Source organism: Saccharomonospora sp. NPDC046836 (genome assembly GCF_040645195.1).
Lineage (GTDB): Bacteria > Actinomycetota > Actinomycetes > Mycobacteriales > Pseudonocardiaceae > Prauserella_A.
The window spans coordinates 1-5,810 of sequence record NZ_JBEYXW010000097.1 but is presented as its reverse complement, the minus strand read 5'-3'; the positions used below and the strand labels follow the sequence as shown (position 1 = coordinate 5,810).

Genomic DNA, 5,810 nt, shown 5'->3' with positions numbered 1-5,810 from the left:
CGCGGTCCTTGCGCAGGAGCGGGACGAGGACGGCGTCCTCACCGGCACTGGCCCGCGCCATGCCGCTGAGCACCCCGTCGGGACCCAGCTCCACGAACCGTGTGACGCCCTCTTCCGCCAGGGCCCGTACACCGTCGCCGAAGCGGACGGCCTCGCGGACGTGCCGCACCCAGTAGTCAGGCGTGGTCAGTTCACCGGACTCCGCGATCCGGCCTGAGACGTTCGAGACGACCGGCAGGCGCGGCTCGGCGAACGACAGACCGGCAAGTACCTCTCGGAAGTCAGCGAGCATCGGCTCCATCAGCGGCGAGTGGAAAGCGTGCGACACCCGCAGACGGCTGACCCGACGCCCCAGCTCACGGAACGCCTCCGCCACCGCCTCGACGGCATCCTCGGCGCCCGAGACGACCACGGAGGAAGAACCGTTGACGGCGGCGACGGACACCCCCTCGACGGATTCCAGTCGCGGCAGCACCTCCGCCTCCGACGCCTCCAGCGCCACCATCGCGCCACCCTCGGGCAGCGCCTGCATCAGGCGGCCACGGGCGGCGACGAGCGCGGCGGCGTCGGCGAGGGTGAACACCCCGGCCACGTGGGCCGCGGCGACCTCACCGATGGAGTGACCGGCCACAAACTCCGGCCGCACACCCCACGACTCGATGAGCCGGAACAACGCCACCTCGACGGCGAAGAGCCCCGCCTGCGCGTACGCCGTCCCGTCCAGCACCGACGCGTCGTCACCCCACACCACCTCGCGCAGCGGGCGCTCCAGGTGCGCGTCGAGTCCGGCGCAGACCGCGTCGAACGCCTCCGCGAACACCGGGAAACGCTCGTACAGCCCACGCCCCATCCCCAGACGCTGCGACCCCTGCCCCGAGAAGAGGAACGCGGTACGGCCTCCGGTGGCCACGCCTTCCACGACGCCCGCGTCGGGCAGACCCGAGGCCAGGGCTTCCAGGGCCGCTTCACGGTCGGCGCCCAGGACCACCGCCCGGTGGTCGAAGGTGGCGCGGCCGTTGACGAGCGAGAAGGCCACGTCCGGCGCGCTCACCGGTTCGGCGGCCACGTAAGCGCGCAGCCGCTCGGCCTGGGCACGCAGCGCCGGGGCCGACCGTGCGGAGAGCACCCACGGCACGTCGACGGCGGGCGCCACCGTGGAGTCGGGCTCCGGCGCCTCCTTCGGCTGTTCGAGGATGACGTGGGCGTTGGTGCCGCTGATCCCGAACGAGGACACACCGGCCCGTCGCAGCCGCTCCTCCCCCGGCCACACCCGCTCACCGGTCAGCAACTCCACAGCACCAGCGGACCAGTCGACGTGCGACGACGGAGCATCCACGTGCAGCGTCCGCGGCAGCCTCCCGTGCCGCATCGCCATCACCATCTTGATGACACCCGCCACACCCGCCGCGGCCTGCGTGTGCCCGAGGTTCGACTTCACCGAACCGAGCCATAGCGGCTTGCCCTCCTCACGGTCCTGCCCGTACGTGGCCAGGAGTGCCTGCGCCTCGATCGGGTCACCCAGCGTCGTCCCCGTACCGTGCGCCTCCACGACGTCCACATCACCGGCCGACAGACCACCACTGGCCAGAGCCTGGCGGATGACACGCTGCTGGGAAGGACCGTTCGGCGCCGTCAGACCGTTCGACGCACCGTCCTGGTTCACCGCCGACCCACGCACCACCGCCAGCACACGATGACCATTGCGCCGGGCGTCAGACAGACGCTCCAGCACCACCATGCCCACACCCTCGGACCAGCCCACACCGTCAGCCGAGTCCGCGAACGAACGGCACCGCCCGTCCGCCGACAGACCACCCTGACGCGAGAACTCCACGAACGTCGTCGGCGTCGACATCACCGTCACACCACCGGCCACCGCCAACGAGCACTCACCCGAACGCAACGCCTGCGCCGCCCAGTGCAACGCCACCAACGACGACGAACACGCCGTGTCGACCGTCACCGCCGGACCCTCGAACCCGAACGTGTACGAGACACGGCCGGACGCGATGCTGGGTGCGCTGCCGTTGCCGCGATAGCCCTCGTACTGGTGGTCGGTGAGGATGCTGCCGTAGTCGTTGTACATGACGCCGGCGAAGACGCCGGTCTGGCTGCCGCGCAGGGAGACCGGGTCGATGCCGGACCGCTCGATCGCCTCCCACGTCGTCTCCAGCAGAAGGCGCTGCTGGGAGTCGGTCGCCACCGCCTCGCGCGGGCTCATCCCGAAGAACTCGGAGTCGAAGGCTCCGGCGTCGTGCAGGAAGCCACCGGCCTTGGTGTAGGTGGTGCCGGACGCGTCCCGGTCGGGGTTGTAGAGCGCGTCGACGTCCCAGCCTCGGTTGACGGGGAACTCGGAGACGGTGTCGACGCCTTCGGAGACGACGCGCCACAGGTCCTCGGGCGAGGAGACACCACCGGGGTAGCGGCACGCCATGCCCACGATCACGATCGGGTCCTCGGCCACCGACGGCAGCGCCGACACCGGCACCACCTCCGCCGGCTCCACCCCACCGAACAACTCCTCCAGCAGATACCCCACCACCGCGTTGACCGTCGGATAGTCGAACACCACCGTCGCCGGCAATCGCAACCCCGTCGACTTCCCCAACCGGTTCCGCAACTCCACCGCAGTCAACGAATCAAAACCCAGATCCTGAAACGCACGCCCCGGATCCACCGACTGCACACCCGCATGACCCAACACCACCGCGACCTGACCACGCACCAGATCCAGCAACACCTCACGACGCTCATCCCCGCCCAACGCCCCAAGACGCTGCACCAGACCCGCCGCCGCCACCGAACCACCCGCAGCCGCACGACGACCACGCCGCCGCACCAGACCGAGCATCATCGGGTGCAGGTCACCCTGCCCACGCAGGGAGGCCAGGTCGAGGCGGACAGGGAGGACGACCGGCTCACTCGAGGCCAGAGCCGCGTCGAAGAGGGCGGTCCCCTGCTCGGCGGTCAGCTCGGGCATGCCTGCGCGGGCGACGCGGTGCCGGCTGGTCCCGGAGAGGGTGCCGATCATGCCGGCGTCCTGGGTCCACGGGCCCCAGGCGAGCGAGGTCGCGGGCAGGCCGAGGCTGCGGCGGTGGCGTACCAGGGCGTCGAGGAAGGTGTTGCCGGCCGCGTAGTTGGCCTGGCCGGGGCCACCGAGGATGCCGGACATCGAGGAGAAGACGACGAAGGCTTCGAGGTCGAGGGCGCGGGTGGCCTCGTGCAGGTTCCATGCGGCGTCCGCCTTCGGGCGCAGCACGCGGGTCACGCGCTCGGCCGTGAGTGATTCCACCGTGCCGTCGTCCAGCACCCCGGCGGAGTGGACGACCGCGCGCACCGGGTGGCGGGCGACCAGCTCCGCGACGGCAGCGGGGTCGGAGACGTCGCACGCCTCGACGGTCACGTGCGCACCGACCTCGGACAGTTCGGCGACCAGCTGCTCGGCGCCGTCGGCGGCGGCGCCGCTGCGGCTCACCAGCAGCAGGTCCCGCACTCCGTGCTCGACCACCAGGTGCCGGGCGACGATCCGCCCGAGGCCACCCGTACCGCCGGTCAGCAGCACCGTGCCGTCGAGGCCGGCCCATCGCGGGCCCGCCGTGGTGCCGGAGGCGATCCGGGCCAGTCGCGGGGCGAGCGCCTCGCCGTCGCGTGCGGCGGTCTCCGGCTCGCCCGTGGCGAGGGCGGACAGCACGGTCGCGGTGTCGGTGTCGCGTCCCACCTCCATCAGGCCGAAGCGGCCGGGGTGCTCGGAGACGGCGGAGCGCACCAGGCCCCGGAGTGCCGCGTCGGCCAGGTCGCCGCCGTCGACGGCGTCCGAGGTGACGAAGACCAGGCGGGAGTCGGCGAACCGCTCCTGCGCCAGCCACTCCCGCACCAGCTCCAGGCCCCCGGCGGCCATGGCGTGGAGGGCGTCCACCACCGCGTCGGCCCGTGTCGCGGCGTCGGGACGCACCCGGGCCAGCACGGTCGCTGGTACGTCTTCGGCGGCGGCCAGGGCTTCCAGGTCGGGGAAGGCCACGAACCCGTCGTGCGGCAGCCCGTCGGCCCGGAGGACTCCCGCGAGGGCCGTGGGCGCGTCGGAATCCCCGAGGACGCCGACCGGACCGGTGTCGGCCGCGTCACCAGGTGCCTCGGTCCGGACCCAGTCCACCCGGAAGAGGGCGTCGCGGGTCAGGGCGTCGACACCGGTGGCGTCGGGGGCGACCGGGCGGAGCACCAGGTTCTCGACGCTGGCGACGGGTGCACCGGTGTGGTCGGCCACGGCGACCGTCGCGCTCTCGTCGCCGGTCCGGGTCATCCGGACCCGGACCTCCCGGGCGCCGGTGGCGTGCAGGCACACCCCTTCCCAGGAGAACGGGACCACCCCGTGCGCGAGACCGCCCAGGGCCGAGATGTGCAGGGAGGCGTCGAGCAGCGCCGGGTGGAGGCCGAAGGCGGTGGCGTCGCGCTCGGCGGAGTCGGGCAGGGCGACCTCGGCGAAGACGTCGTCGCCGCGCCGCCAGGCGGCCCGCAGCCCCTGGAAGAGCGGCCCGTACTGGTAGCCGCCCTCGGCCATGCGCTCGTACAGGCCGGTGAGGTCGAGGGGTTCGGCGTCGGCGGGGGGCCACACCGCGGTGTCGAACTGCACGGTGCGCTCCCCGGGAGCGAGGACGCCGGTGGCGTGCTCGGTCCAGGGCAGGTCGTCGGCTCCCTCGGCGCGGGAGCGGGCGGCGAGGACGCGGCGGCCGGCGGCGTCGGCGGGGCCCACGTGCAGGTGGAGCTGGACGCCGCCCTGCTCGGGCAGGACCAGCGGGGCGGCGAGGGTCAGTTCCTCGACGCGGTCGCAGCCGACCTCGTCGCCGGCGCGGACGGCGAGTTCCACGAAGGCCGTGCCGGGGAGCAGCGCCTTGCCCATGACGACGTGCTCGGCGAGCCAGGGGTGGGTGCGCAGGGACAGCCGGGTGGTGAGCAGCAGGCCGCCGGAGTCGGAGAGTTCGACGGCGGCGCTGAGCAGGGGGTGGCCGGCGGCGCGCAGGCCGGCGGACTCCACGTCCCCGGCGGGCATGAGGGCGGGCACGGGCCAGTAGTGCTCGTGCTGGAAGGCGTACGTGGGCAGGTCGATGCGGCGGGCGCCGGTCCCGGCGAGGACGGCGGCCCAGTCGACGGACGCACCGGTGGCGTGGAGGCGGCCGAGCGCGGTGAGCGCGGTGACCTCCTCGTCGCGGTCCTTGCGCAGGAGCGGGACGAGGACGGCGTCCTCACCGGCGCTCTCGCGCGCCATGCCGCTGAGCACCCCGTCGGGACCCAGCTCCACGAACCGTGTGACGCCCTCTTCCGCCAGGGCCCGTACACCGTCGTCGAAGCGGACGGCCTCACGGACATGCCGCATCCAGTAGTCCGGCGTGGTCAGTTCACCCGGCTCGGCAATCCGGCCAGAGACGTTCGAGACGACCGGCAGGCGCGGCTCGGCGAACGACAGATTCCGCAGTACCTCGTGGAACGCGTCAAGCATCGGCTCCATCAGCGGCGAGTGGAAAGCGTGCGACACCCGCAGACGGCTGACCCGACGCCCCAGCTCACGGAACGCCTCCGCCACCGCCTCGACGGCATCCTCGGCGCCCGAGACGACCACCGACGACGGACCGTTGACGGCAGCGACCGACACACCCTCGACGGACTCCAGACGCGGCAGCACCTCCGCCTCGGAGGCCTCCAGCGCCACCATCGCGCCACCCACCGGCAACGCCTGCATCAGCCGCCCACGAGCAGCCACCAGAGCACACGCGTCCGCCAGCGAGAACACACCCGCCACATACGCGGCCGCCACCTCA

The 5,810-nt window shown here is 72.8% G+C and carries 1 protein-coding gene; it reads right to left on the bottom strand.

The window, feature by feature from the left end; all coding sequences use genetic code 11:
- Nucleotides 1-5,810: SDR family NAD(P)-dependent oxidoreductase (locus ABZ863_RS35240; RefSeq protein WP_358544077.1), on the bottom strand; the 5,810-nt coding region annotated here is incomplete at both ends.